We start from the raw sequence: 20,822 nt of genomic DNA on the forward strand, positions 1-20,822 counted from the left end.
CTCGAGCCGCTCACGACGGGATGTCGATGCCGTAGTCCCGGATCTTGCGGTAGATCGTGGCCCGGGACATCCCGAGGGAGTGGGCGGCGCGGGACTTGTTGCCGTCGGCGTCCAGCAGGCTGCGCACGATCGCGTCGCGCTCCAGGGACTCCAGCGGGTTCAGCACGCGCTTCACGACCGTCCGGCACTCCGGCGGCAGGTCTTCCGGCTCGATCACGCCGGCGCGGCGCGTGTGCACGACCTTGCGCAGCACCTGCCGCAGCTCGGCGATGTTGCCCGGCCACTCCGCGCGCAGCAGCAGCTGCAGCGCGGCCGGCGAGCAGTGCAGCAGCGGGCCCTTGCCGAGCTGCGCGAGCAGGAACGGCACGAGCACCCGCACGTCCTCGATGTGGTGGCGCAGCGGCGGCACCGTGACCGACGTGGGGAAGTGGCGCATCAGGTCGGCGTCGAGACCGTCCTGCTCGCCGTCGGCCACGGTCGCGACACCCCACACACGCGCGTCGAGCCGGGCCTCGTCGAGCACCGCGGCCAGCTTGCGCTGCTGCTCGCGCGGGAGCTTGTCCAGGTGCCGGAACACGACCGTGCCCGGGCCCTCGCTCAGCGCCCGCCGCACGGAGCTCTCCCACTCCCCCGGCCCGGTGCCCGCCAGCTCCACGACCTCGCACGGCGCGCTCGCCGTGGCCCCGGAGTGCGCGGCCCGCGCGACGGCGAGCTTGCCGCTGCCGGGTTCGCCCTCGACCACGGTCCACTTCCGGTCGCGCGCGAACCGCCCGACGGAGTGACACGCGCGCGCCCACAACGCCCCGGTGCCGACGACACCGGGTAGCACCGGCTGGCGCGTGTCCACGCGCGCGGCGACGACTTCGGGTTCCTTCAGCAGGCGGGCCCGCACGACACCGCCGGCCGGGCCGACGTCGCTCGACACCGGTGTGTACGACAGGCGCGCGCGAGCGCCGCTCGGCAGGTCCATCGACAGCGACCGGTCCGACTGCGAGCTCAGCGCCTCGACCGCCCGGGCCAGCAGCGCGGCCTGGTCCTCGGGCACCAGCAGCTGGCGGGCGTGGTCGTTGAGCATCACGAGGTCGTTGTTGACCGCGAGCACGATGCCCTGCCCGCGCCGGCACGCGCGCAGGTAGGCCGAGAACAGGCTCAGCTCCCGCAGGCCGACCTGGTTCATCAGCTCGGTCTCGATGTCGTGCGCGGTCGCCTTCGCCAGCGCCAGCAGCAGCGGGCCCGCGTCCTTGCGCCAGCACGTGAGGTCGAGCAGGCCCAGGACCTGACCCGAGACCGGGTGGCGGATCGGGACGCCGGCGCACGCGAGCGTGTCCAGGTTCTCGGCGTAGTGCTCGTGCCCGAACACCGCGGTCGCCTGCCGTCCTTCGAGCGCCGTGCCGATGCCGTTCGTGCCGACGAACTCCTCGGCGTAGCTGAACCCGCGCGCGAGCTGCACCCCGTCGAGGTAGCGCTCCAGCGCCCGGTCCTCCGTCCGGCGGTCCAGCACGAGCGACTGGTCGTCGGTGAGGATCACGCTCACGGCGAGGTCGCTCAGCTTGTCCTCGAGCGCGTCGAGCACCGCGCCGGCGCTCTGCAGCAGCGGCGTCTCGAGGTTGGGGTCCTCGACGTACGGCGTTCTGACGTGGTCTGCCGCCACCTGGTGCGTCCTCGACCGCCACCACGACGCGAGGATCGTCTTGCGGACGCTCGCCGCGTCGACCTCTTCCGTGGTCAGGAACCGCTCCCTGGCCGTCGCGAGCCCGTCCGGCGACGAAATGGAGGCGCCTGCGTCGGTCAAAGCCTCACCTCCCGGCAGTAGGGCGCCGTGCGCCCCGGCCGGCACACGACGTCGTGTACCGGTCACCATAACGGCACCGCTGACCACTGCCTGTCTCAAATTGAGACCACCGTCACAGGGTGCGCAGGGTGTCATCTCCTCCGTCCGGACGGCGACGTGCGAGCTGCATCCGGTGCCCGGCGAGCAGGCGGCCCGGCCCCGGATCACCACCCGCGAGTAGCGCGAACGAGCCGAGCCAGGAACTGCCGACGACCGATCAGGTGGAGGTACACGGCGTGAGTCGACAAAGTCTGAGCAAGGCCCACAAGAAGATCACGGAGCTGTCGTGGGAACCGACCTTCGCGACCCCCGCGAAGCGCTTCGGGACCGACTACAAGTTCGACAAGGCTCCCAAGAAGGATCCGCTGAAGCAGATCCTCCGGTCCTACTTCCCGATGGAGGAGGAAAAGGACAACCGCGTGTTCGGCGCCATGGACGGCGCCATCCGCGGCAACATGTTCCGCCAGGTCCAGGAACGCTGGATGGAGTGGCAGAAGCTGTTCCTGTCCATCATCCCGTTCCCGGAGATCTCCGCGGCCCGCGCGATGCCGATGGCCATCGACGCGGTGCCGAACCCCGAGGTGCACAACGGCCTCGCGGTGCAGATGATCGACGAGGTCCGGCACTCGACGATCCAGATGAACCTCAAGCGCCTCTACATGAACCACTACATCGACCCCGCGGGGTTCGACATCACGGAGAAGGCGTTCTCGAACAACTACGCCGGCACCATCGGCCGGCAGTTCGGCGAGGGCTTCATCACCGGTGACGCGATCACCGCGGCCAACATCTACCTCACGGTGGTGGCCGAGACCGCGTTCACGAACACCCTGTTCGTCGCCATGCCGTCGGAGGCCGCGGCCAACGGCGACTACCTGCTGCCCACGGTGTTCCACTCCGTGCAGTCCGACGAATCCCGCCACATCAGCAACGGCTACTCCATCCTGCTGATGGCGCTGGCGGACGAGGACAACCGGCAGCTGCTCGAGCGCGACCTGCGCTACGCCTGGTGGAACAACCACTGCGTGGTCGACGCGGCCATCGGCACCTTCATCGAGTACGGCACGAAGGACCGCCGCAAGGACCGCGACAGCTACGCCGAGATGTGGCGGCGGTGGATCTACGACGACTACTACCGCAGCTACCTCATCCCGCTCGAGAAGTACGGCCTGAAGATCCCCCACGACCTCGTCGAAGAGGCCTGGAACCGGATCATCAACAAGCACTACGTGCACCGCGTGGCGCAGTTCTTCGCCACCGGGTGGCCGGTGAACTACTGGCGCATCGACCCGATGACCGACACCGACTTCGAGTGGTTCGAGTCGAAGTACCCGGGCTGGTACAACCAGTTCGGCAAGTGGTGGGAGGCGTACAACCGCCTGCGCTACCCCGGCAAGAACAAGCCGATCGCGTTCGAGAACGTGGGCTACGAGTACCCGCACCGCTGCTGGACCTGCATGGTCCCCGCCCTGATCCGCGAGGACATGGTGACCGAGAAGGTCGACGGTCAGTGGCGCACCTACTGCTCGGAGACCTGCGCGTGGACCGACACCACGGCGTTCCGCGGCGAGTACGAGGGCCGCGAGACCCCGAACATGGGCCGGCTCACGGGCAAGCGCGAGTGGGAGACGCTCTACGACGGCATGGACCTCGCCGACATCATCTCCGACCTCGGCTACGTCCGCGACGACGGGAAGACCCTCATCCCGCAGCCGCACCTCGACCTCGACGACCCGAAGAAGCTGTGGACGCTGAACGACGTCCGCGGGATCACCTTCGGCAGCCCGAACATCGCGCTCAACAAGATGTCGGACGCCAAGCGCGAGGCGCACATCGCCGCGTACAAGGCGAACCCGAACGTCACGGTGGCCTGAGGCCGCACCCCGAAACGGTTCCCGCCGGGGTTCCCGGGTTCGAGTCCCGGGTGCCCCGGTGGGTGCCCCCATCCCCCAGGAGCGGCGTCCATGGGCGACAAGCACAACATCCGGTTCGAACCGGTCGGCATCGACATCGAGGCCGACGAGGACGAGACCATCCTCGATGCGGCCTTCCGGCAGGGCGTCATGCTCATGCACGGCTGCAAGGAGGGGCAGTGCTCGGCGTGCAAGTCCTTCTTGCTCGACGGTGACCTGCAGATGGACCGGTACTCCACGTTCGCGCTGGCCGACTACGAGAGCGAGGAAGGATTCGTGCTGCTCTGCCGAGGGCACGCGTACTCCGACCTCGAGATCGAGCTGACCAACTACGACGAGGACATGATCCGGTCCGGCCTGCCGGTCGTCACGGCGGGAACCACGGTGGAGTCGATCACCGACCTGACCCACGACATCTCGCTCGTCCGGCTGAAGCTGGACGACGACGCCGGGATCAGGTTCCACCCCGGGCAGTACGTGGACATCAGGATCCCGGGCACGGAGGAACACCGGTCGTTCTCGATGGCCAACACGTCCGTGGCCGATGGGGTCCTCGAGTTCATCATCAAGCGCTACCCCGGTGGCAAGTTCTCCGGGCTGCTCGAGGGTTCCCTGTCCGCCGGCGACCCGCTGGAGGTGACCGGGCCGTACGGCACGTTCACGCTGCGGGTCAGCTCCGACCGGCGGCTGGTGTTCGTGGGCGGCGGGGCCGGGATGTCCCCCATCCTGTCGCTGCTGCAGCAGATGGCGGACAGCGGCAACGAGCGGGAGGTCGTGTACTACTACGGCGCCCGCACCGAGCGGGACCTCTTCCACCTCGAAGAGATGGCTGAGCTCGCGCGGCAGCTGCCGAAGTTCCGGTTCGTCCCGTGCCTGTCGGACTCCGCTCCGGAGGGCTGGCCGGGTGACGGCGAAGGCGAAACGGGTCTGGTGACCCAGGTGCTCGAGCGGCGGGAGGACAACCTCGCCGAATGCGACGTGTACCTGTGCGGCCCGCCGCCGATGATCGACGCGGCCCTGCCCCTGCTCGAAAGCCTGGGCGTGCCCGGCGATCAGGTCTTCTACGACAAGTTCACGATCACGGCCGCGGCGGAGGACTAACCCCCGCACGGACCGATCCCACCCGAAGCAGGCCACTACACACAGAGAGGTGTGCTCATGGTCAGTACGGAAAAGCCCCAGCAGAGCTTCCCCAAGCCGGAGTTCACCGGCGCCGAAGCCGGACTGCTGGAGTTCCCGAGCTCGAAGAGCCGCAGCTACAACTACTTCAAGCCGCGCAAGCTCCGCGCGACGATGTACGAGGACGTGACCTTCGACGTCCAGCCCGACCCCGAACGGCACCTCTCGCAGGGCTGGATCTACGGCTTCGCGGACGGTCCGGGTGGCTACCCGAAGGAGTGGACGCAGCTCAAGTCGTCCGACTGGCACCAGTTCCTCGACCCGAACGAGGAGTGGGAACAGACGATCTACCGGAACAACTCCAACGTCGTCCGGCAGATCCAGCTCAACCTCGAGAACGCGAAGAAGGCCGGCGCCTACCACAACTGGGCGCCGGGCTGGGTCAAGTTCGTCGAGCGCCACCTGGGTGCCTGGATGCACGCCGAGCACGGTCTCGGCATGCACGTGTTCTGCTCGGAGCAGCGGTCCGCCCCGACGAACATGATCAACAACGCGATCGCCGTGAACACCGCGCACAAGCTGCGCTTCGCCCAGGACCTGGCGCTGTACAACCTGGACCTGACCGAGTCGGAGATCGACTTCGACGGCTCGGTGCACCGTTCGGTGTGGCACGAGGACCCGGCGTGGCTGGGCGTCCGCGAGAACGTGGAGCGCCTGACCGCGATCGGCGACTGGGCCGAGTCGCTCTTCGCCGCCAACGTGGTGTTCGAGCCGCTCGTCGGGGTGCTGTTCCGCAGCCACCTCGTGATGCAGGTTTCGGCCCGCAACGGCGACTACGTGACGCCGACGCTGGTCGGGGCCGGCGAGCACGACTACGAGCGGGACCGCGGCTACACCCGTGCCCTGTTCAGCTTGCTCACCAACGATTCCGCCCACTCCGCGCACAACAAGCAGGTGCTCACGGGGTGGCTCGAGAAGTGGGTGCCGGTGTCCGTGGCCGCCGCCCGCACGCTGCAGCCGATCTGGTCGCAGCCGCAGGAGAAGGTCGTGTCCTTCGCCGAGTCCTGGGACGCGTCGGTCACCGGCCTGCGCACCCTGTTGTCCGAACTCTCCCTCGACGAGCCGAAGGGGCTGCTTTCATGACCGCGAGCAAGCAGTACACCGTCGACCGCACCGCCTCCAACATGTGCGGCGTCACCTTGATGAACAACCAGAACGGCTACGTCGTGGCCGAGGTCATGCGCGGCAAGCCGGGTGTCACGGTGGCGGAGTACCCGTCCATGATCCGGGTCGACGGCAAGAACCGGATCGTCTTCGGCTGGGACGAGATCTCCGAGGCGATCGGGTTCGAGTTCGGTCAGCCGGACTTCGAGGAGATCATGTCCACCCACTACGGGCGCATGGTCCACCTCGACGACGAGACCATCCTCTTCGCCAACCCGGAAGACGCGGCCGAGTACATCGACTTCGATCTCGAACCGGTCGAGTAGCCCGCGCACCAGCGCCGGTTCGCGCCCCAGGGGGGCGGGGGGGGGGGGGGGGGGGGGGGGCGGGGCCCCCCCCCCCCCCCCCCCCCCCCCCCCCCGGCCCGCTTCCCGACGAGAGGATCCCCATGTATCGCAAGGACGGCGAGAGCTACTTCATCGTCGACAGCCACGTGCACTTCTGGGACGGCAGCCCCGCCAACCAGGCCAACCGGTACGGCAAAGGCTTCATCGAGTGCTTCTACGACTACCACCGCAACCTGAGCCCGGCGGAGTGGCTGTGGTCGCTGGAGAAGTTCGGGAAGTACTCGGAGCAGACGCTGATCGAGGACCTGTTCACCGCGGGCTACGTGGACAAGGCCATCTTCCAGCCGACCTACCTCACCGACTTCTACGTCAACGGGTTCAACACCACCGAGCAGGACGGCGTGGTCGCGGAGAACAACCCGGGCAAGTTCATCGTCAACGGGGCGTTCGACCCGCGTGACGGCGAGGCCGGCCTGGCCAAGCTCGAAGCGCTGGCGCGGCGGTGGAACCTCAAGGGCGTGAAGCTCTACACGGCCGAGTGGAAGGGCGATTCGAAGGGCTGGAAGCTCTCGGACCCGTGGGCCTACCGGTACCTCGAGAAGTGCGAGCAGCTGGGGATCCGCAACATCCACGTCCACAAGGGACCGACGATCTACCCGCTCAACCGCGACGCGTTCGACGTGGCCGACGTCGACGACGCGGCCAGTGCGTTCCCGAACCTGAACTTCATCATCGAGCACGTGGGCCTGCCGCGGCTGGAGGACTTCTGCTGGATCGCGACGCAGGAGCCGAACGTCTACGGTGGACTCGCGGTCGCGATGCCGTTCATCCACACGCGACCGCGCTACTTCGCGCAGATCATCGGCGAGCTGCTCTACTGGCTCGACGAAGACCGCATCACCTTCGCCAGCGACTACGCGATCTGGCAGCCGAAGTGGCTCGTCGAGAAGTTCGTGGACTTCCAGATCCCCGAGGACATGCAGGCCGAGTACGGCACGCTGAGCACCGAGGTCAAGAAGAAGATCCTCGGCCTCAACGCCGCCGAGCTCTACGACATCGAGGTGCCCGCCGAGGTCACCGCCGGACCGGCCGCCCGGGTTCCGGCATGACCGCCGCCACGGCCGAAACGCTGACCAGCCGGGTCTGGCGCACGCTCGCCACGGTCGTCGACCCCGAACTCGACGAAGCGATCACGGACCTCGGTTTCGTGGCCGGCGTCCAGGTGCGCCTGCACGACGACCGCGGCCACGCCGTGTCGGTGCGGCTGCGGCTGCCGACCTACTTCTGCGCGCCCAACTTCGCCTACCTGATGGTGGCCGACGCGCACGACGCGGTGCTGGCGCTGCCGAGCGTCGACACGGTCGACATCGTGCTGGAGGACCACTTCGCCGCCGAGGAGATCAACGCGGGAGTGGCGGCGGACGCCGGCTTCAGCGGGTCGTTCCCCGCGCAGGCCGGCGGCGAGCTCGACGAGCTGCGGCGCACGTTCCGCCGCAAGGCGCACCTGGCGTGCCTGGAGCGCGCGGTGCGCAAGCTCGTGGCCGAGGGCTGGCAGGTCGACGCGCTGTCGGCGGGCCGGCTCGGCGACGTGCCGCAGTCTCCCGAACGCGAGAGCCTGCTGCGCCGCCGCGCCGAACTGGGGCTACCCACCGACCCGGCGTCACCGCTGCTGCTCGAGGACAGCGGTGAAGAGATCCCCGCGGAAAACGTCGCCGCTCGGCTGCGGTTCGCCAAAGCCGTACGCGTGAGCATCGAGGGCAACGCGGGCCTGTGCCGCGGGCTGCTGCACACCCGCTACTCGCGCATGGCCGAAGAAGTGCCCTCGTGACAGCGGTGCTCTCGGTGTTCGGCTACGGCGGGACGCCGGCGGTGCCGATCACCGAGTTCAGCTCCACCGAGATCAACCTCGACGGGTCGTCCTCCGATCCCGCCGAGCCCACGGTGTTCGCGGCGCGGGCCCGGGTCTCGCCGCGCACCAGCACGTACGCCCTGACGGATTCCGAGAAGGCGCTCGACGATCTGGACCGCGGCCCCGTCCGCGGCCGCGCGATCCTCGTGCCCTGACCGCCGGCAGGTTCAGCCGCGACCACGACCTCCGTACGGAAAGGACAGACATGGCCAAGGATCTGCGGTTCAACGTCGAAGCGCGCCAGCTGCTGGAGTCGGGCGTGAACGCGCTCGCCGACGCGGTGAAGGTGACGCTCGGCCCGAAAGGCCGCAACGCGGTGATCGAGAAGCTCACCGGCGCGCCGACGATCACCAACGACGGCGTGACCATCGCCAAGGAGATCCAGCTGCGCAACCCGTTCGCCAACATGGGCGCGCAGCTGGTGAAGGAAGTGGCGATGAAGACCAACGGCGTGGCGGGTGACGGCACGACCACCGCCACCGTGCTGGCGCAGGCGATCGTGCGCGAAGGCCTGCGCGCGGTCGACGACGGCGCCAACCCCCAGCTGCTGAAGAACGGCATCCAGAAGGCGGTGCAGCGCGTCGTCGAGGTGCTGCAGACGACCGCGCGCGAAGTCACGGAAGCGGGCGACCTCGCGCACGTCGCGACGCTGTCGGCGAACAACGACCCGGAGATCGGCGACATCATCGCCGAGGCGATGGGGCGCGTCGGGCTCGGGGGCGTGGTGACGGTCGAGGAGTCGCCGGCCTTCGGGCTGCAGGTGAACTTCGTGGACGGCGTCGAATTCGACAACGGCTACATCTCGCCGTACATGGCGCAGGACAAGGACCGGATGGAAACGGTCTTCGAGGACCCGTACCTGCTGCTGACCAACGAGAAGATCTCGAAGGTGCAGACGCTGATGCCGCTCCTGGAGCAGGTGACCAGGACGCAGAAGCCGCTGGTGATCATCGCGGAGAACGTCGACGGGCCCGCGCTGGGCATGCTCGTGGCGAACAACGTGCACAACACGTTCAAGTCGGTCGTGGTGCGCGCGCCCGGTTTCGGGCACCGGCGCATCGCGGAGCTGTCGGACCTCGGCGTGTTCACCGGCGGCGAGGTGATCACCGGCGACGCGGGTCAGAGCCTCGACGCGGTGCGGCTGGAGCAGCTGGGCCGCTGCCGGCGCATCACGGTCACCGAGGGCAGCACCACGCTCGTCGGCGGCGCGGGTGCCGACACGGCGGTGTCCGCGCGGATCGAGCAGATCAAGCGGGAGCTCGAGCGCGCGGAGAACGAGCACGACCAGGACAGCCTGCAGGCGCGGATCGCGCGGCTGTCCGGCAGCGTCGCCGTGATCCACGTGGGCGCCGCGACGGAGGTCGAGCTGCGCGAGAAGCAGCACCGCGTGGAGGACTCACTCTCGGCGACGCGCGCGGCCATCGAGGAGGGCATCGTCGCGGGCGGCGGCACGGCGCTCGTGCAGGCCCGGTCGGAACTCGACGGTCTCGAGCTGACCGGCGACGCGGCGGTCGGGCGCGACATCGTCCGGCGCGCGCTGGCCGAGCCCCTGCGCTGGATCGCGATCAACGCGGGTTACGACGGCGACGAGGTGCTCTCGCGCGTCAGCTCCGCCCCGCGCGGCTCCGGCTTCAACGCCCTCACCGGCGAGTACGGCGACATGTTCCACGCGGGTGTCATCGACCCGCTGAAGGTCACCCGCTCGGCCCTGCAGAGCGCGGCCTCGATCGCAGCGCTGCTGCTGACGACCGAGACGCTCGTCGTGGAGGAGATCATCCAGAACCCGGGCGCCATCGTGGCCCCCGGCTTCGGCGATCTGGCCGAGGGCATGGTGCGGCCGTCGAACATCTACTGAGTCGCCGGGCCGGCGGTGCTCCTCGCGGGGCACCCGCCGGCCGGGTCGGCTTGCCGAGTGCTTCCGGCACCTGGTCCCTCCTCCGCCACGGCGGACCGGCCGGGTGACGCGACTTTTGGCGAACAACCGGAGCAGCCGGACGGCAATCGGCCACCGGCGAGCCGGGGCGCGCGGCCCCGGCGTTCCCGGACTCGGTTCCCGGCGCGGGACGCCCGCCGGGGGCCGCGGCTGGTCGTGGGTACGGGTGGTCGCGGCGCCCGGCCCACGCCCGGTCACAGCACGTGCGGCCACTGCGGCTTTGCGGAGGACACCATGATCTTCATCGTCGTCAAGTTCACGGTGCGGCCCGAGCGCAGCGAAGACTGGCTCGGCCTGGTCGAGGAGTTCACCCTCGCCACCCGGCGCGAACCGGGGAACCTGTTCTTCGAATGGTCGCGCAGCGTCGACGTGCCCCACCAGTTCGTGCTCGTCGAAGCGTTCGCCGACCCCGACGCCGGCCGCGCGCACCTCGCGTCGGCGCACTTCGCGAAGGCGATGGCGTGGATGCCCGGCGTCATCGCCCGCACGCCCGAGATCGTCAGCCTCGACGCCCCGGGCGCCGGCTGGAGCCCCATGGCGGAGCTCCGCATCGACTGACCGCCCCCACCACCCAGTACGGGGCCGGACCGCCGCGACGGGTCCGGCCCCGTCCGGCGGTCACCGCTTTCTGCCCCGCCGGGAGCGGCGGGCCGCGCGGCCGAGGATCCACGCCAGGGAAATCACGACGGCACCCGCCGTGATGCCCCACGCGGTGACGTCGACGGCCGGTACCCACGTGACCTCGGAGCCGCGGACGACGAAGGCGCCCGTGGGGCGCGCGAAGAGTCCGAAGCCGAGGCCTTCCTTGTCCGGTTCCTCGTGGCCGCCGCCACCGCCGCCGGTGACCATGGCCGCCGGGATGACAACGATGCCGTCCTTTTCAACGGGCTCGCCGTACACGCGGGTGGCCGTGTACAGCTCGGTGGTCGAAGCCACGATGTCCTTCAGTCCCATGTGGTCACTCCTTCGGTGAAGTTCCTGCCGCCCATGATGCTCGTCCGTTACAACGTCCGGGTGAAGTCCCTGGCCACCACAGCTCAGGTTGTTAGCGTGGACGCCGCTGACTCGAGGGGACGGTAGGACATGACAGCACCCGCACAGGACCGGACCAGCACACCACGAAGACCGGCGAAAGGAGAAGAACCGTTGTACCGCAAGGAAGAACCCGGGCTCGCGCTGAGCATCGCCCTCACGACGGCCCTCGGTTTCGCCTGGGCGGCCGAGGTGGGCGTCGGGGTCGGGATGAGCATCGGGCACCTCGTCACGGGGAACGCCGGCAAGCCGATCGCCCGCTGAAAGACGCTGAAGGCGCTGAAAAACGCGGCACCGCAAAGGAATCGGCGGTGCGCCCAGGCCCTCGCACCGGATCGCACCGTCCAGCTAGGACCAGATCGTCACGTACACCGGTGGCCTGAACCTCGACGGGGGCACCCCGCTGCCCGGCGCGCGCATCACGTGCATCGCCGCCGGGGTCGTGAGGAAGTGGCGCAGCGAGTTGGCCGCGCCGGTGCGGCGGTCGGTGGGCAGGGTGGTCACGTACCAGCACGTCGACATCGGCGTGTGGCGCGTCGGGACGACGGCGAGTTCGTGCCGGCGCAGCTGCGGGGCCACGAGGTGCTCCAGCGCCACCGACACGCCGCTCCCGCTGGCGGCGGCCGACCACGCGGCGGTCTGGTTCGGGAAGACCTGGATCGCGTCGTCGGGTACGCCGAGGCGCGCGAGCAGCCGGCCGGTGTCACTGCCGGGGTCGGCGCCGGAGGGGTCGAGCAGCCACGGCCAGTGCGCCGGGCTGCCCTGGTGGCGGCAGTGCGGTGAGCCGACGACCACGAGCGACGCTCGGAAGATCGGCGTGCAGTCGAGGTCCTGGCCGCCTTCGCCGGTCACGTCGGGGCCGAGCGCGACGTCGGCGAGGCGGTTGGCGATCAGCACGGGCAACTCGGCCACGCGCGCGAGCCCGGACGACGCGTCGATGGCGTTGCCGGATCTTCGCGTGAACGCCTCCAGCAGCGGGTTCGCCACGAACTCCGCGATCTCGCTCGTGACGGCGAGCTGCAGCCGCGCCGCGTAGCCGTTGGCCTGGCGCACGGCGGCGTCGGCCTCGGCGCCGAGCGCGACCATCTGTGACGCGATGGGCAGCAGCCGGCTGCCGCCCGCGGTGAGGGTCATGCCGCCGGAGCGCTTGGTGAGCAGCTTGTCGCCGTGGTGCTGGCGCAGCGCGGCCAGGGCCTGCGACACCGCGGGCTCGCTCACGCCGAGCGCCTTCGCGGCGTCGGTGACCGATCCCAGCCTCGCCACCAGGACGAACGCGTTGAGCTGGCCCAGTGTCATGGTCAAATACTCTCGGTAACCCCGGACCATCGACACTACTCCTTAAGCAAAGGGTTAATCCAGCCCCGGACGAGCCGGTCGAGAGCGTTAGCTTCGGTTCATGGACGACGAAGCCCTGGAGGTCCTGCGCGAAGTCTGGCGTGCCCGCGGCCAGGACGCCGACGAGGTCGAGGCCGCCTGCGGCCCGCAGCGGGCGTGCAAGAGCATGGCCGCCGTCGGGTTCGGCGAGCTGGCCGCCGCGGGCGACGGCGACCTGCGGTCCGCCTGGCGCACCCAGCTCGCGCGCGAGGGGAAGCTGGCCCCCGGTACGACCACGGTGCGTGATCTCGTGCTCGGCGCTGACGAGCAGGGATGAGCGAACCGGACACCGTCGCGGACCTCACCGCCGCCCTGCGGGGCGGGGGCTACCTCGCCGACCGCGGCCTCGCCACTGCGCTGCTCGTCGGGCTGCGGCTGCACCGGCCCGTGCTGCTGGAGGGCGAGGTCGGCGTCGGCAAGACCGAGGTCGCGAAGACGCTCGCCACCGTGCTGGAGCGCCGGCTGATCCGGCTGCAGTGCTACGAGGGCATCGACACCGCCCAGGCGCTCTACGAATGGGACTACGCCCGCCAGCTGCTGCGGATCCGCGCGCTGCAGGACCACCGGGCCGACGACGACTCCGTGGTGGAGCAGCTGTTCGGACCCGAGTTCCTCGTCGAACGGCCGCTGCTGGCCGCCGTCCGCGCGGGCGCCGGGGCGGTGCTGCTCGTGGACGAGATCGACCGCGCCGACGACGAGTTCGAGGCCTTCCTGCTCGAACTGCTCTCGGACTTCCAGGTCACGATCCCCGAGATCGGCACGATCGCCGCGCCCAGCCCGCCGCTGGTCGTGCTGACCTCCAACCGCACGCGCGAACTGCACGACGCGCTCAAGCGCCGCTGCCTCTACCACTGGCTCGGCTACCCGGGCGCCGACCGGGAAGTGGAGATCGTGCGCGTGCGCGAGCCCGGCGTCGAGGCGGCGCTGGCGCGGCAGGTCGTCGCCGCCGTGCGCCGGCTGCGGGAGCTCGACCTCGCGAAGCCGCCCGGGGTCGCCGAAACCATCGACTGGGCGCGCATGCTGCGGTTCCTCGGCGAACCGGTCCTCGACGAGCGCGCCGCCGCCGACACGCTCGGCGCCGTGGTGAAGGACCGCGACGACCTCGACGTGGTGCGGGAAAACCTGGCGGAGCTCACCTCCCGTGGCTGAGTTCACGAGCGTGCTCACCGGTTTCGCGCGGGCCCTGCGCGAAGCCGGGCTGCCCGTCGGCTCCGGTGACGTGCTCACCTACTGCCGCGCCATGACGACGCTGGATCCCGCCGACCTCGTCGACCTGTACTGGGGCGGGCGCACGACGCTGGTGAAGCGCCACGAGGACCTCCCCCGCCACGACGGAACGTTCCGGCGCTACTTCCTCGGCGCCGGCGAACCGCCCGCCGAACTGCGCACGATCCTCGCCGAATCCGCGACCGACGCCGTGCTCGCGATGCCCGAGACCGAGCGGGGCGAGGAGCAGGAGACGGACACGCGGCTCGGGCTCTCGGCGTCCGATGTGGACACCCTCAACCGCAAGTCGTTCACCGCGTGCACCCCCGAAGAGCTCGCCGCGATCCGCCGCATCATGGCCCGGCTGCGCCTGACACCGCCGAAGCGCCGCACCCGCCGCACCCGGCCCGCTCACACGGGCCGCGCGCCGGACCTGCGGCGCACGGTGCGCGACTCGCTGCGGACGTTCGGTGAACCGCGTGCCCTGCGGTGGCGGGCGCGGCGCGTGCGGCTGCGGCCGCTGATCCTCGTGCTCGACGTGTCCGGGTCGATGGCCGACCACTCGCGAGCGCTGCTGCAGTTCGCGTATTCCGCCCGCCGCGCGGCGGCGCGGGTCGAGGTGTTCTGCTTCGGCACGCGCCTGACGCGGATCACGGACCGGCTGGCCGCGCGCGACGCCGACGAGGCACTGGCGCGAGCGGCCGCGGCCGTGGTCGACTGGGAGGGCGGAACCCGGATCGGGGCCGCGCTGGACGAGTTCGTCCGCACCTACGGCCGGCGGGGCCTGTGCCGCGGCGGCGTGGTCGTGATCTGCTCCGACGGGTTCGACCGCGGCGACCCGGACGTGCTGGCCCGGGCGGTGGAGCGGCTCTCGAGGCTGTGCCACCGGCTGGTGTGGACGAACCCGCACGGTGGCACCGGGCCGGGTGCGCTCGGCATGACGATCGCCGCGCCGTACGTGGACCTGCTGGTGAGCGGCCACGACCTGCGCAGCCTCGAGGAGCTCGCGGCGGAGCTGCCGCGGCTCGGTTAGGAGAGCGCGATGCGGTGGAGTGTGGGCATCGAGGCGGACGGCGACCGCGTGTTCACGCGCGAGGAGATCGTGAACCTGGCCGACGCGGTCGCCGCGGCGGGCGGCATCGCCAGCGGCATCGGCACCACGCGCTACGGCGTGCGGCTGCTCGTCGACGCGCCCGACCGCGACAAGGCGATCACCCTGGCCACCGCGGAGTTCCGCCGCGCCGCGCGCGAGGCGGGCCTGCCGCCGCTGCCGGTGGGCCGCGTCGAGGCCGTGAGCGAGTGATCCGCCTCGGCACCGCGGCGGGCTACCCGTTCGACGGCCCGCGCCTGCTGGGCGGCTGGACGCCGCCGGCGGTGGCCGCGGTGTACGCCGTCCTGTACCGGCCCGATCCCGAAGGCCGGCCCGACCGCTACGCCGTGATCTACGTCGGCCACGCCGAGGACCTGTCCCGCGCGCGCCTGCCGTTCCGCCACCCGCGCGCCCCGTGCTGGATCGCGCGGGCCGGTTCGCGGTGGAAGGTGCACATCTGCACCTACGAGGTCCCGGGCGGCCTGCCCGCGCACCGCGAGCAGATCGTCCGCGAGCTCACCGCGGTCTACCGCCCGCGCTGCAACGAAGCCCAGTACGAGCACACCTGGCACGAGAACTGGATCGGCCGCAGCGGGTGAGCGCTCAGTGCGGAGCGAACCCCACCGCCTGGTGCAGCCGCGACCGCCGCGTGCCCGACGCCGGCCGCGCCGGCTCGCGCTCCTCGGTGGGCGGCGTGTCCGTCGCCCCGGCGACGATCTCCTCCGCCATCCCGTACAGCAGCGGCAGCGCGCCGGCCACCACGCCGCCGGTGCGGTTGATGTGGGAGACGCCCGGGACGATCGCTTCGGCGTGCTCGTTGATGCGCGCCACGGTTTCCGCGCAGTCCTCGAGGTTCGTGGCGACGCGGCCGAGCAGGCTGCCGACCCAGAACAGGTAACCGGCCAAGCCCGCGATGAGCAAGGCGATCTCGACGACGGTCAGCACGACCAGGGTGGTGGTCACGACTTCACCTTTCCGAGCACGCGGCCCAGGAACAGGTGGTGTTCCAGGCCTTCGGCGAGCACGGCGTCGACGCGCGAAGCCGTGACGGGGATGAGCGCGGTGTCCGCCGTGTTCGCCTCGGCGCCGTGCAGCGTGTCGCGGATGCCGCCGACGCGGCGGTCGATCACCTGCACGTAGCGGATGAGCAGGCTCAGCAACGCGACGACCACGAGGAGCACCACGAGGCCGGCCGCGAGCGCGATCCACCACAGGGTTTCCGTGGACATGGCTCAGCCTCCCAGCCGCGCGCGGCCGCGTCGCAGGCCCGCGACGATGACCTCGGCGTGGTCGATGGTGGTGCGCAGCCCGGCGAGCGACGCCGTGTCGCGTTCGGCTTTCTTGAGCTCGTCGTCGATCAGCGGCGCGGCGCGGCCGATGGAGCGCGCCAGCACCAGGATCGGCACCACGAGCGCGACGACGACCACCACGAGCGCGCCGCCGATCGAGAAGCCGATGATCCAGCCCGTCGTCACGACACTCCCCCTTTCACACCGACTCGCAGAAATCGCGCACCGGCTTGAGGTTCGCGTTCACCGAACCGAGCGCGACGGGCACGGGCGCCGTGCGCTCGGCGATCACCCGCACCCCGCCGAGCACTCCGCCGAGGGTGCGGCGGACGTGGCGCAGGTGGAGGATGACGCGCAGCAACCCGACGGCGACGAACAGGATGATCACAGCGCTGACGGCCAGCGTGGCCCAGGCGGCGGCGGGCATGGCGGAACTCCTTTCAGCCCAGCAGCTTCGCGACGCTGCCGGCGTAGCGGGTAGCGCCGACGGCCACTTCGTCGATGGTGCGGTCGGTGCGCGCGAGCGCGGCGGGCACGGGTTCGAGCTGCCCCGCGAGCCGCCCGCCGCCGGCGAGGACGCCGTCGGCCGCGGCGCGGATCCGCTCGAGCGCCGCGAGCACGCGGTTGAGCAGGGCGATGACGACGGGCAGCACCACGAACAGCAGCACGGCGTTGCCGATCCACCACAGGACCACGGTTGCCTCCTCAGGCCGGGGTGCTCGGATAGGGCGCGAAGAACCGGCGGAACACGCGTTTGAGCGCCATCAGCGTGGCCTGCAGGCCGATGGTGAACCCGCGCGCGGGGGCCGCCGCGTGCCGGGCCGCCGGCTGCTCGCCGCGTTCGGCGCGCGCGATGGCCTCCTGCACGTTGAGGGCGAACTGGCGCATCAGCACCGACGAGACGTCGGAGATCATGCCGCGCCCGTACTGCGCGGCGGCGCCGGACACCTGCAGGTCCTGTTCGAAGTCGACGCGGGTGCCCACGTCCGCGCGCGCGAGCGTCGCCGTCACGACCATGGCCGCCTGGCCCCGGCCGCGGGCTTCGGCACCGCTCGCGTCGACCACGAGCCGGCGGGCTTCCTCGTCGCGCGAGGTGATGGCGGCGACGCCGTCGAACTTGAGCGACACCGGTCCCAGCCGGACGCCCACGCGGCCGCGGTAGCGCTCGTCGCCGAGCTCCTCGGTCAGTTCGGCGCCGGGCAGGCACGTCGCCACGGCGGGCACGTCGTCGAAGAAGCGCCAGACCTTGTCGACCGGCTGCGCGACCTCGAACTGGTTGCGGATCAGCATCGGCTCTCCTTCTTCGCGTAGGCGGCCGGGTCGCGCAGGAATTCGGCGCGGCACCCGGCGCAGCAGAAGCTGTGTTCGAGACCCTCGTAGACCACCGGGTCGGTCACGATGACCGTCATGCCGCACACCGGGTCCACGGCTTCGGTGGTCTCGGCGGCTTGGGTGACGGCCGCTACCGGCGGGATCCCGCGCGCCGCCCGGATCCGCACCAGCTCCGCGAGGATCGCCACGGCGATCTCCCGGTGCGAGACGTGGCCGAGGTCGAGCCCGGCCGGCACCTGCACCCGGGCGAGCTGATCGGCGGCGACACCGCGATCGGCGAGGTACCCGAGCACCGCCGCGCCGCGCCGGCGCGACCCGACGAGCCCGAGGTACACCGGCCGCGCGGCCAGCGCGCGTTCCACCGCGTCCTCGTCGGCGTGGCCCTGCGTCGCGACGACCACGAACGACCGCTCGGTGGCCGCCGCCGGATCGTCGGCGAGCTGCGCGTGCCAGCCGAGCGAACCCGCCAGCTCCACGAGTGTGCGCGCCATCGGCGAGCGCCCGACCACCACCAGGTGCGGCGCGGGCTGCACGGGTTCGATGTAGACCTCCAGCGCGCCCTCGCTCTGGCACGAGATCGGGACCACGGTCATGCCCTCGGGCACCGCCCCGGCGAACTGGTCGGGCGACCCGAGCAGCAGCAACCGGGGCTCGCCCGCGACGAGCGCCTGCCGGGCCTCTCGCAGCACCGTCGGTTCGGCGCACGCCCCGCCGATCCACCCGTGCAGCTCACCGGCGGCCGTGATGATCGCGCGGCAGCCCTGCTTGCCCGACGACGGGCCCTGCCGCCACACCACGGTCGCGAGGGCGAACGCCTCGCCGCGGCGGGCGAGTTCGCCCGCCTGTTCGAGCACGTCCCAGCCATCCGGCGCGGACACGGCACTCACCTCAGTCGTCCGTGCGCACGGGCGGCGCACCGGACACGTCGTGGCGCTGCGTCAGCGCCTCCCACACGCGGTCGGGCAGCAGCGGCATGTCGATGTTGCGCACGCCGGTGTCGTCGAGCGCGTCCATGACCGCGTTCACGAACGCCGCCGGCCCGCCGACCGCCGCGCACTCGCCGATGCCCTTGGCGCCGATCGGGTGGTGCGGCGACGGGGTGACGACCTCGCTGTGCAGCTCGAACCCCGGCGTCTCCCACGCGGTGGGCAGCAGGTAGTCCATGTAGTTCGAGCCGACGCAGTTGCCCTCGGCGTCGAAGGTGATGAACTGCATGTTCGCCATCGCGTAGGCCTCGGTCAGCCCACCCATGATCTGGCCCTCGACGATCATCGGGTTGATGCGCACGCCGCAGTCGTCGACCGCGACCGTGTTCAGCACGTCCCACACGCCCGTCTCCGGGTCGACCTCGACCGTCACGATGTACACCGCGAACGGCCAGGTCAGGTTGGGCGGGTCGTAGTAGGCGTGGTTCTCCAGCCCGGGTTCCATGCCGTCGGGCATGTTGGAGTACGCGGCCATCGCACATTCCTGGATGGTCACGCCCTGCGTCGGCGCACCGCGCACGTGGAAGCGGCCGAGTTCCCACTCCAGGTCCTCTTCGGACACTTCGAGCAGGTGCGCCGCGAGCTTGCGCGCCTTGGCCCGGACCTTGCGCGACACCATGGAGATCGCCGCGCCCGCGACGGGGGTGCTGCGCGAGGCGTAGGTGCCCATGCCGAACGGCGCGGTGTCGGTGTCGCCCTCCTCCACCGTGACGTCGTCGGCCGGGATGCCGAGCTCGTGGCTCACGATCTGGGCCCACGTGGTCTCGTGACCCTGGCCCTGGCTCTTCGCCCCGACGCGCAGCAGCGCCTTGCCGGTCAAGTGCACGCGCAGTTCGGCGGAGTCGAACATCTTGATCCCGAGGATGTCGTACTCGCGGCTGTTGCCCGCGCCCAGCGGTTCGGTCATCGTCGAGATCCCGATGCCGAGGCGGCGCCCGCGGCTGCGCGCTTCCTCCTTCTGCCGCAGGAAGTCCTCATAGCCGACGGCTCGCAGGCCGACGTCGAGGCACGCTTCGGGCTGGCCGGAATCGACGAGGAACCCGAACGGCGTGCGGTGCGGGAACGCGTCGGCGCGCACGAAGTTGCGCCGCCGGAACTCCGCCGGGTCCAGGCCGAGGTCCTTCGCAGCCTGGTGGACCATGCGTTCCTGGAAGAACATCGCCTCGGTGACGCGGAACGAGCAGCGGTACGCGACGCCGCCGGGCGCCTTGTTGCTGTACGTGCCGCGCGCGGTCAGGTGCGCGGCCGGGACGTCGTAACAGGCGAACGTGGAGTGCAGCAGCCCGATCTTGAACTTGCTGGGCTGCGCGTCGGCGAAGAACGCGCCGTGGTCGGCGTCGGCGTGCATGCGGACGCCGAGGATCTTGCCGTCGGCGCGCAGCGCCAGCTCACCGTCGAGGTACATGTCGCGGGCGAAGCCGGTGGAGATCAGGTTGCCGGACTTGTCCTCGATCCACTTCACCGGGCGCTCCAGCAGGATGGAGCACAGGATCGAACACACGTAGCCGGGGTACACGGGCACCTTGTTGCCGAACCCGCCGCCGATGTCCGGGGAGATGATGCGGATCATGTGCTCGGGCAGTTCGGCCACCATCGCGACGGCGGCGCGGATGATGTGCGGCGCCTGCGTGGTCATGTAGACGGTGAGCTTCTGCGTCGCGCGGTCGAAGTCCGCGACCGAGCCGCAGCACTCGATGGGCGACGGGTGCGAACGCGGGTAGTGCAGCCGCAGCTTCGAGACCACATCGGCCCGCTCGAACGCCGCGTCGGTGCCGGCGCGATCGCCGACCTCCCAGCGGTACACGACGTTGTCGGCCTGGCCGGCCTTGTCGTCGCGGATCACCGGCGCGTCCGGCGCCACGGCCTGCTCGGGGCTCACGATCACCGGCAGCGGCTCGTACTCGACGTCGATGGCCTCGCACGCGTCCTTGGCGATGTACGGGTCGTCGGCGACGACGCACGCCACTTCCTGGCCCTGGAAGCGGACCTTGTCCGTGGCCAGCACGGCCTGGGTGTCGTAGGACAGCGTGGGCATCCAGGCGAGGTTGCGCGTCGCGGCCATCTCGCCGGTGAGCACGAGCCGCACACCCGGGATCTCCCACGCCCGGCTCGCGTCGATCGATTTGATGCGCGCGTGCGCGAGCGGGCTGCGCAGGATCTCCATGTGCAGCATGCCGGGCAGCACGATGTCGTCGGTGTAGTTCCCGCGGCCGCGGATGAACCGGTTGTCCTCCACGCGCTTGCGGCTCGCGCCGAGCCCGCCGATCTTGTTCTCGTCCAACGCCTGCGACACGTCG

The 20,822-nt window shown here is 70.7% G+C and carries 26 protein-coding genes; 15 read left to right on the forward strand and 11 right to left on the reverse strand.

Translation table 11 applies throughout. The annotated features are described in order from the left end of the window. Window positions 1-10 precede the first annotated feature (10 nt). Complete coding sequence (locus tag ACIA77_RS44565; RefSeq protein WP_395892231.1) at window positions 11-1,792, reverse strand: sigma-54-dependent Fis family transcriptional regulator; 1,782 nt, start codon at window positions 1,790-1,792, stop codon at window positions 11-13. 275 nt (window positions 1,793-2,067) lie between these two features. On the opposite strand from ACIA77_RS44565, the gene ACIA77_RS44570 reads away from it, so the two are divergent. The 9 genes from ACIA77_RS44570 to ACIA77_RS44610 all read left to right on the forward strand — a co-directional run bounded on the left by ACIA77_RS44570 (window position 2,068) and on the right by ACIA77_RS44610 (window position 10,774). After that, window positions 2,068-3,705, forward strand: coding sequence for an aromatic/alkene/methane monooxygenase hydroxylase/oxygenase subunit alpha (locus ACIA77_RS44570; protein WP_395892232.1), 1,638 nt, complete (start codon window positions 2,068-2,070; stop codon window positions 3,703-3,705). Between the two features lie 90 nt (window positions 3,706-3,795). Beyond that, a complete protein-coding gene (locus tag ACIA77_RS44575) occupies window positions 3,796-4,845 on the forward strand; it encodes an FAD-binding oxidoreductase (RefSeq protein ID WP_395892233.1) in 1,050 nt (349 codons plus the stop codon). Window positions 4,846-4,902: 57 nt separating this feature from the next. After that, window positions 4,903-6,006, forward strand: coding sequence for an aromatic/alkene monooxygenase hydroxylase subunit beta (locus ACIA77_RS44580; protein WP_395892234.1), 1,104 nt, complete (start codon window positions 4,903-4,905; stop codon window positions 6,004-6,006). Continuing rightward, a complete protein-coding gene (gene mimD / locus ACIA77_RS44585) occupies window positions 6,003-6,353 on the forward strand; it encodes a propane 2-monooxygenase effector subunit MimD (RefSeq protein WP_204095584.1) in 351 nt (116 codons plus the stop codon). The genes ACIA77_RS44580 and mimD overlap by 4 nt, the downstream gene beginning before the upstream one ends. A 122-nt stretch (window positions 6,354-6,475) precedes the next feature. Beyond that, window positions 6,476-7,483, forward strand: coding sequence for an amidohydrolase family protein (locus ACIA77_RS44590; protein WP_395892235.1), 1,008 nt, complete (start codon window positions 6,476-6,478; stop codon window positions 7,481-7,483). Next, on the forward strand, window positions 7,480-8,202 hold the full coding sequence (locus ACIA77_RS44595) for an iron-sulfur cluster assembly protein (RefSeq protein ID WP_395892236.1): 723 nt from the start codon (window positions 7,480-7,482) through the stop codon (window positions 8,200-8,202). Before ACIA77_RS44590 ends, ACIA77_RS44595 begins: the two co-directional genes overlap by 4 nt. Continuing rightward, entirely contained in the window at window positions 8,199-8,438 is a 240-nt protein-coding gene (locus tag ACIA77_RS44600; protein ID WP_395892237.1) for a hypothetical protein, read from the forward strand. Before ACIA77_RS44595 ends, ACIA77_RS44600 begins: the two co-directional genes overlap by 4 nt. Window positions 8,439-8,488: 50 nt before the next feature. Beyond that, window positions 8,489-10,138 carry a chaperonin GroEL gene (groL, locus tag ACIA77_RS44605; protein WP_395892238.1) on the forward strand — a complete coding sequence of 550 codons (1,650 nt, stop codon included), beginning with the start codon at window positions 8,489-8,491 and terminating at the stop codon, window positions 10,136-10,138. 312 nt (window positions 10,139-10,450) lie between these two features. After that, window positions 10,451-10,774 carry a putative quinol monooxygenase gene (locus tag ACIA77_RS44610; RefSeq protein WP_395892239.1) on the forward strand — a complete coding sequence of 108 codons (324 nt, stop codon included), beginning with the start codon at window positions 10,451-10,453 and terminating at the stop codon, window positions 10,772-10,774. A 60-nt stretch (window positions 10,775-10,834) separates the two neighbouring features. On the opposite strand, the gene ACIA77_RS44615 is transcribed toward ACIA77_RS44610, so the two are convergent. After that, window positions 10,835-11,170, reverse strand: a complete 336-nt coding sequence (locus ACIA77_RS44615; protein ID WP_395892240.1) for a hypothetical protein — start codon at window positions 11,168-11,170, stop codon at window positions 10,835-10,837. Window positions 11,171-11,362: 192 nt separating this feature from the next. Between ACIA77_RS44615 and ACIA77_RS44620 the strand changes: the two genes are divergently transcribed. Further along, window positions 11,363-11,512 carry a hypothetical protein gene (locus ACIA77_RS44620; RefSeq protein ID WP_395892241.1) on the forward strand — a complete coding sequence of 50 codons (150 nt, stop codon included), beginning with the start codon at window positions 11,363-11,365 and terminating at the stop codon, window positions 11,510-11,512. Between the two features lie 84 nt (window positions 11,513-11,596). Here the strand turns inward: ACIA77_RS44620 and ACIA77_RS44625 are convergent, their stop codons facing one another. Further along, window positions 11,597-12,544 (reverse strand): LysR family transcriptional regulator, encoded by a 948-nt coding sequence (locus ACIA77_RS44625; protein ID WP_395892242.1) that lies wholly within the window; start codon window positions 12,542-12,544, stop codon window positions 11,597-11,599. A 100-nt stretch (window positions 12,545-12,644) separates the two neighbouring features. On the opposite strand from ACIA77_RS44625, the gene ACIA77_RS44630 reads away from it, so the two are divergent. Genes ACIA77_RS44630 through ACIA77_RS44650 form a run of 5 tightly spaced genes read left to right on the forward strand, consistent with a single transcriptional unit; the run spans window position 12,645 to window position 15,517 of the window. Next, window positions 12,645-12,899, forward strand: coding sequence for a hypothetical protein (locus tag ACIA77_RS44630; RefSeq protein ID WP_395892243.1), 255 nt, complete (start codon window positions 12,645-12,647; stop codon window positions 12,897-12,899). Then, on the forward strand, window positions 12,896-13,771 hold the full coding sequence (locus ACIA77_RS44635) for an AAA family ATPase (RefSeq protein ID WP_395892244.1): 876 nt from the start codon (window positions 12,896-12,898) through the stop codon (window positions 13,769-13,771). The genes ACIA77_RS44630 and ACIA77_RS44635 overlap by 4 nt, the downstream gene beginning before the upstream one ends. After that, the gene (locus ACIA77_RS44640) at window positions 13,764-14,861 is read left to right on the forward strand and encodes a VWA domain-containing protein (RefSeq protein WP_395892245.1); all 1,098 of its coding nucleotides are present in this window, start codon (window positions 13,764-13,766) and stop codon (window positions 14,859-14,861) included. The genes ACIA77_RS44635 and ACIA77_RS44640 overlap by 8 nt, the downstream gene beginning before the upstream one ends. A 9-nt stretch (window positions 14,862-14,870) precedes the next feature. After that, window positions 14,871-15,131, forward strand: coding sequence for a hypothetical protein (locus ACIA77_RS44645; protein ID WP_204095572.1), 261 nt, complete (start codon window positions 14,871-14,873; stop codon window positions 15,129-15,131). Beyond that, window positions 15,128-15,517 (forward strand): hypothetical protein, encoded by a 390-nt coding sequence (locus ACIA77_RS44650; protein ID WP_395892246.1) that lies wholly within the window; start codon window positions 15,128-15,130, stop codon window positions 15,515-15,517. The genes ACIA77_RS44645 and ACIA77_RS44650 overlap by 4 nt, the downstream gene beginning before the upstream one ends. A 4-nt stretch (window positions 15,518-15,521) precedes the next feature. Here the strand turns inward: ACIA77_RS44650 and ACIA77_RS44655 are convergent, their stop codons facing one another. Genes ACIA77_RS44655 through ACIA77_RS44690 form a run of 8 tightly spaced genes read right to left on the reverse strand, consistent with a single transcriptional unit; the run spans window position 15,522 to window position 20,818 of the window. After that, complete coding sequence (locus tag ACIA77_RS44655) at window positions 15,522-15,881, reverse strand: hypothetical protein (protein WP_395892247.1); 360 nt, start codon at window positions 15,879-15,881, stop codon at window positions 15,522-15,524. Beyond that, window positions 15,878-16,147 (reverse strand): hypothetical protein, encoded by a 270-nt coding sequence (locus tag ACIA77_RS44660; protein ID WP_395892248.1) that lies wholly within the window; start codon window positions 16,145-16,147, stop codon window positions 15,878-15,880. Before ACIA77_RS44660 ends, ACIA77_RS44655 begins: the two co-directional genes overlap by 4 nt. Window positions 16,148-16,150: 3 nt before the next feature. Further along, window positions 16,151-16,393 carry a hypothetical protein gene (locus ACIA77_RS44665; protein WP_395892249.1) on the reverse strand — a complete coding sequence of 81 codons (243 nt, stop codon included), beginning with the start codon at window positions 16,391-16,393 and terminating at the stop codon, window positions 16,151-16,153. Window positions 16,394-16,406: 13 nt separating this feature from the next. Continuing rightward, entirely contained in the window at window positions 16,407-16,634 is a 228-nt protein-coding gene (locus ACIA77_RS44670; protein ID WP_395892250.1) for a hypothetical protein, read from the reverse strand. A gap of 13 nt (window positions 16,635-16,647) precedes the next feature. After that, on the reverse strand, window positions 16,648-16,902 hold the full coding sequence (locus tag ACIA77_RS44675) for a hypothetical protein (RefSeq protein ID WP_395892251.1): 255 nt from the start codon (window positions 16,900-16,902) through the stop codon (window positions 16,648-16,650). 10 nt (window positions 16,903-16,912) lie between these two features. Further along, the gene (locus tag ACIA77_RS44680; RefSeq protein WP_204095567.1) at window positions 16,913-17,497 is read right to left on the reverse strand and encodes an SRPBCC family protein; all 585 of its coding nucleotides are present in this window, start codon (window positions 17,495-17,497) and stop codon (window positions 16,913-16,915) included. Continuing rightward, window positions 17,491-18,417: an XdhC family protein gene (locus tag ACIA77_RS44685; RefSeq protein ID WP_395892252.1), complete on the reverse strand. Its 927-nt coding sequence runs from the start codon at window positions 18,415-18,417 to the stop codon at window positions 17,491-17,493. Before ACIA77_RS44685 ends, ACIA77_RS44680 begins: the two co-directional genes overlap by 7 nt. 10 nt (window positions 18,418-18,427) lie before the next feature. Next, window positions 18,428-20,818, reverse strand: a complete 2,391-nt coding sequence (locus tag ACIA77_RS44690) for an aerobic carbon-monoxide dehydrogenase large subunit (protein ID WP_395892253.1) — start codon at window positions 20,816-20,818, stop codon at window positions 18,428-18,430. Between the last annotated feature and the right edge of the window lie 4 nt (window positions 20,819-20,822).

This window comes from Amycolatopsis sp. NPDC051903, from assembly GCF_044452505.1.
Classification (GTDB): domain Bacteria; phylum Actinomycetota; class Actinomycetes; order Mycobacteriales; family Pseudonocardiaceae; genus Amycolatopsis.